The sequence below is a fragment of the Nevskia soli genome (assembly GCF_903970205.1).
In the GTDB taxonomy this organism is placed as follows: Bacteria; Acidobacteriota; Terriglobia; order Bryobacterales; family Bryobacteraceae; genus Bog-113.
In genome coordinates this window covers 1-5,316 of sequence record NZ_CAJCHS010000212.1, presented here as the reverse complement: position 1 = coordinate 5,316, position 5,316 = coordinate 1, and the positions used below count along the sequence as shown (strand labels likewise).

Sequence of the window (5,316 nt, the reverse complement as noted above, 5' to 3'; positions counted from 1 at the left end):
CGCGCTGCTGATCAAGCCGGAGGGCGATGGATCGGCGACCGGCGGATTCTTTTTCTGGGAAGAAGGCGCGGTAAACCGGAAACAAACGTACCTGCCGTTCCCGATGGATGCAAAGCAGCTGGAAGAAGGCGACTTCCCGCTGGTGGAACCTGTCGACGCCAGCGGCGGCGGCCATAGTTCCCCGTCCGTCGTCGTGCCGCCGGCTCCGGTTCAGGAGCCGATTGAAGATTGGACTCCGGCTCGAGTCCGCGATGGGGCGCCGATCGCGCAAGCGTTACCGTTCGAGTACGCGGATACACTCGACGAGCTTCCGGGCGCCCGCGTGGCCGCACCGGCGACGCCGGTTCAACCCCCGGCGTCCAAGCCGGCGCCCGCGGGTGTTCGGCGCGCGGTGCTTCCCGCGCCGCCCCCGGAGAATAAGACCCCATCATCCGCCGGTTTTCAGCGATTTCGCTGGCCGGTGGTTCTGGGAATGGTCGCGGCGGTCGCAGCGTTCGGCGGATATATTTTCGGAACCGCGAGCAGTCACAACGACCAATTCGGCTCGCGTCCCGGCGATATTGCGATTAACTCGCAACCGGCCGCTCCGGAGCCCGTAAAACCGGCAGCTGTGGCGCAGCAGCCCGCTGCAGCGGCCCGGATCTCTTCGCCGGAAAAACCAGCGTCCTCACCGGTTCCCGCGCCTGTTCAAGTCCAGCCTGCGGCGCCGGTGCGCGCAACGGCGGCTCCGCTCCCGAAACCCAAGCCCGCGATTCCGGCGGTGCCTGTGCCCACCGCGCGCAAGGGCGTTGCCTCGGTTCTGGCGTACAAGCCAAGCTCGCCGCCCGCTCCCGTTCCTGCTGCACCGGTCTCTACGGCGAATGTGACACCGCAACCAACGACCCCTTCCGAACCAGCGCCCGCGCCGGTTTCAGCGACTAAGGAGCCTCCCTCACGGCCGGGGTTCGCCTGGAGCCACTACGCCACGCCCGCTGCTTCCGCCGCATCCGTTTCCGGGCACGAAGAAGGCGCTGAGACGGCTATTTCTGTCGAACCGGTCGAGAGCGGTTCCTTGAAGCGCGTGGCTCACCATATCCCGCTGATCGGGTCAATCGGCGGCGCCTACGAAGGCGGCGAGGATTTTACTCCGGCGCAGGCCGTTCACACGTTCGCTCCTAAAGTCCCGGCGGACCTGGCACGCAGTCTGACGGCGCCTCTTCCGATCGATCTCAAGCTAAAACTCGACAAAACCGGCCGCGTCCGCAGCGTAGAGGTCATCTCGAAACAAAAGGCCCGCGAGTTCGTCGAGCTCGCCGGCGGAGCAGCCTATCAGTGGCAGTTCGAACCCGCGCACGTGAAAGACAAGTCGGTTCCGAGCGAAGTGATCGCCCACTTCCGCTTCCGGCCCGCGATGTAATCGCAGTAACTACTGGATGGTGCTCGCGCCTTCGACTCCGAGAGTCGGGTCGATCACGTTGCGGTTGATGTATTCGTCGAGATTGATGGTGTAGGTCGCGGGCGAATCCATTAAGACCGGCGAGTGCGTCGCGCAGATGATCCGGAACTGCTTCGCCGCCACGAGTTCCTGCAGCATCTTCAGAATGCGGCGCTGGTTGGAGACGGACAGCGCCATCTCGGGCTCATCGAGCAGCAAGACGGTGTGATCCGGAAGCTTCGGAAACGTCTCGCGGAATAGAGACAACATCACCTGCCCGTGACTTGCCGATTGGAGAAACTCCCGCATCGCGGAGCCGCCGGCGAACTTATCGAGCTGCATGCGCGGGTTATGCTGCTCGGCGTCGAAGAGGAAGACTGACTTGCGGCTGACGTCATCGGCCGCCTGCCAGCGATAGACAAAGCCATCCGGTTTCTCGTTTTTCAGCGCGTAGTAAATCGATTGCAGCAGGGTGCTCTTGCCTGAGCCATTCTCGCCGGTCAGCATCACCAAAGGATGCGACAGATCGATCAGCAGCGGCATGTGAAAGTTCAGGTTGACGAAGACCGGGTGGGAGAGGATGCGTAGAAACATCTGCCGGAAAGGATAGCAACCAGGGTTAGGTCGAGTTTCGGTCCCATAGCTTCCCGATGACCGGACGAAACCGCGAGTACAGGAAAGACGCGGTAAGCAGCAGGAGCCCTAGCGCCACAAACGCGACGACGCGGAAGGTTTGCTGTAACTGCCAGACATCGAAGAAGTAGAGTTTCAGGATCACGGCCGCGAGCAGCGCAAGACCGATATAGCGGTTCACCAGGGAGCCCAGCGTCACCCCGAGAACGACCATCACCACTCCGTACGCCGCCAGCAGAACGGAGACGGACACCACCGCAACGCTGGCAGCATTCGCCTGTTGTCCAGCCCAGTCGAGCGCCGTCAGCAGCAACCCCCAAAGCGCAACGAAATGGCCGGAGAGATACAGCAGCAAAGCGCGGATGTCCTGTTCCATCCACCGCGATCCGAGCCAGTAACCGACGCCCGTGACAACAAAGGTGAGCAGACGCGCCCTGCCCTGAGCCGACGCGGCATCAACCAGCGCCACGCGGGCAAACGCAAGCGCGAAAATCGCGATAGCCGCGGCTCCGAAGCGCCGGTTGCCGGTTCGGGATGCAATCCACGTGAACAGCGCGCCCTCGAGCGCCCATCCCATGGTGATGCGATATTGCGAAAACTGAATGGGAATCGCTAGCGTCACGAATGCCGTTGCGACTCCGGCGCTCAGCAAGATCGGGGTGTTATCTCGACCGGATGCCGCCGGACGCTTCCAAAGAAACCAAGCAACGCCGAAGTGGATGGCTGCCATCGCCGCCGCGCCTGGACCCAGATAGGCGCGGTATCCGGCTTCCAATATGAAATAGCAGATGCCAAAATATGCGAGCCCATCGACGCCGAGAATTGCGAGAAGCGAGGGCGACGCATGCGAATTCTCTTGATATCGAGATAACTGCCGGATCGCAAACGCAAGGAATAGGAACATCGCGATCGTGATCACGGCGAGGCCGGCGGCCGATAGAATCCGGCTATCGCGAAGGTGCCACGCGGCGGCAGTGAACCAGAACGCGAAGAACGCTGCCGTGGCAATATCGAAGGACTTCCGTCTGTGCGCGGCGGCCAGCCCCGCCGTTCCGAGTAGCAGATTAAACCACAGGCTCCCGATCTGCCCGCGCCACGCGGCAAGAATCGCCAGCGTGCCCAGCGCTTGCGCGCCGATCAGAATGCGCCGCCCGCCGGACTGCCAGAACAGCGCGTACAGAGCTAGCGCTGAAACCGTTGCGACCCACTCTTTGCCCGGTCGAAAGTGATCGACGAACCACAGGAAGTAGACGAGAGAAGTTCCCGCGAGCAGCAAGGGCTCCAGGAGCCTCCACTTCCTTCGCCCCACCAGCTCCATTCCGCCCGCGCCCAGGATGAAGATGTAGGAAAAGAGCATCCACGGACGGTCCTCATTCATGCTCAGCACGAGCGGCGTTAGATACCCGCCGATCAGCCCAAGGGCCGCGATGGCGATCGCGTTGTAGTAGAGCGCAAGGGCGACGGCCGCGACGGTGGTCAGAAACATCAGCCCAAACACGACCAACTGCGGCAACAGGTGATAGAAGCCGAACGAGGAGTAGAGCGATAGATACAGGATCGAGATGCCCGCGCCCGTGATCCCTTGGGCGTAAACCCGGTGCCCGCGGCGCGACATGAACTCGGCCCAGGCGAGCGCCGCCAACCCGACGGCGACTCCCAGAACTACGCGCCCGGTTTCGCCGATGAGTCCGTTGTCGATCGCGTATTTGAAGAAGAACGCAACGCCGAGAACTACGGTCAGGACGCCGATGCGGTTGAGCCAGGTGAGTCCGACGCGCGTTTCGAATTCGGGGCGTGCGGGCGGTGTGGGTTCAGGTTCGGGAACCGGCGAGGGTGGCGGCGGAGGTGGCGGAACCGGTGCGGCTGCGGGTGCAGAGGCAACCGTTCGCAAAGTCCGGCCCGCTTCGAGCGCGCGCAGTCGCGCTTCGATGTCATCCAAACGCGAGAGCACGCGCGCTAACGGGTCGTCCGGATCGTCGGTGTTCACCGCAGGGAGTTTTTAGCATACTAGGGCGGCTGCAAAAGTCGATTCGAGCCTTTTATCACATTTCGTGATAGAGTCCTGCGATGTCCGCTCCGACGCGGATGACTCGTGGACGCTGCAGAGCACGACCCCTTGGATTCAAGTTGCGCCGACGCGCGGCACGGGTCCCGCGTTCGATTGCGATGTCCGCCTTGCCGAATGCGACCGGCTCCGATCTGACAACCTCACTGGTGTTTCAGGACGCATCGGGCACTCAGCCCATCAGTCTCACCGAACGGTTCGAGACCCAAACCTTCGCCGACAATTCGGCGAAAGGCTATTGACAAAACATCCATATCCCGATAAAGTTACAAGACAAATCAAAAAGAGCTGCCCGCCGCCCTGCATCGAGCGGTCTGCTGGGTCCGCTTAGTCGCTGTGACCCTTGCAAATCTCAGGGCGAAGTGCGTTTGCAGCCTCAGTCTGAAGCTTTGGCCAATATAAGCCGATATAAAGGGGAATCTTTCATGAATCGACTACGCCGCGTCTCTCTCCTGCTTTTCCTTGCTGTCATTGGATTCCGCAGCATAAATGCACAGATTGTTGAAACAGGCACCATCACCGGAGTCGTCCGGGACCCATCCGGAGCGGTAATCGCACGCGCCCAAATCACCATTCAGAATGTCGCCACCGGGGTCACAACGAATCTGGACACAGACTCGGACGGGCTTTACGTTTCGCCGCCATTGAAGCCCGGTGATTACTCTGTGAATTTCGAAGCTCCGGGTTTTGGCAAGGTTCAGGAGAAGGTCAGGTTGGAAGTAGGCCAGCGTGTCGCCGCGGATGCAGCCTTGCAGGTGGGCAATGCCAGCACGACCGTTACCGTCGAGGCCACAAATAGTCTCCTGGAGACGGAATCCTCGACCGTATCCAACCTTCGCACCGAAGAAGCGGTTAAGGATCTTCCGCTGAACGGGCGTAACTTTGCCGAGTTGGTGGGATTAGGCGCGGGTGCGGTGCCGGCGCAGACCCAGATTGTCAGTATTCCCTATACGCAGCAGCGCGGCCCGACTTCGTACGCCTTCAACGGACTGCGTTATCAGGAAAACCGGCTGCTTCTCGATGGCATTGGAGACAACGAGAACCACAATGGTCTGGCCGTAGTCATTTTCCCGCCCATCGATGCGATCCAGGAATTTTCGGAAGAAACGACGGATGCCGATGCCCGCTACGGGCGGGGAAATGGCGGCACGATCAACCTGGTTTTTAAATCCGGAGGCAATCGGTTCCACGGGGAGGTCTTTGA

Annotated in this window: 4 protein-coding genes; 2 read left to right on the top strand and 2 right to left on the bottom strand. The window is 61.2% G+C overall.

Annotation, left to right across the window (positions count from 1 at the left end):
* The coding region (locus tag H1Y01_RS09595) for an energy transducer TonB (protein ID WP_219341420.1) at positions 1-1,396 on the top strand (1,396 nt) is incomplete at its 5' end.
* A gap of 9 nt (positions 1,397-1,405) precedes the next feature.
* Here the strand turns inward: H1Y01_RS09595 and H1Y01_RS09590 are convergent.
* Both H1Y01_RS09590 and H1Y01_RS09585 read right to left on the bottom strand, forming a co-directional pair.
* Positions 1,406-2,008 carry an AAA family ATPase gene (locus tag H1Y01_RS09590; protein WP_180540251.1) on the bottom strand — a complete coding sequence of 201 codons (603 nt, stop codon included), beginning with the start codon at positions 2,006-2,008 and terminating at the stop codon, positions 1,406-1,408.
* 25 nt (positions 2,009-2,033) lie between these two features.
* Positions 2,034-4,034, bottom strand: coding sequence for a DUF2339 domain-containing protein (locus H1Y01_RS09585; RefSeq protein WP_180540249.1), 2,001 nt, complete (start codon positions 4,032-4,034; stop codon positions 2,034-2,036).
* Positions 4,035-4,537: 503 nt separating this feature from the next.
* On the opposite strand from H1Y01_RS09585, the gene H1Y01_RS09580 reads away from it, so the two are divergent.
* Positions 4,538-5,316 (top strand): TonB-dependent receptor (locus tag H1Y01_RS09580; protein ID WP_180540247.1); only part of this gene is annotated, 779 nt, incomplete at its 3' end.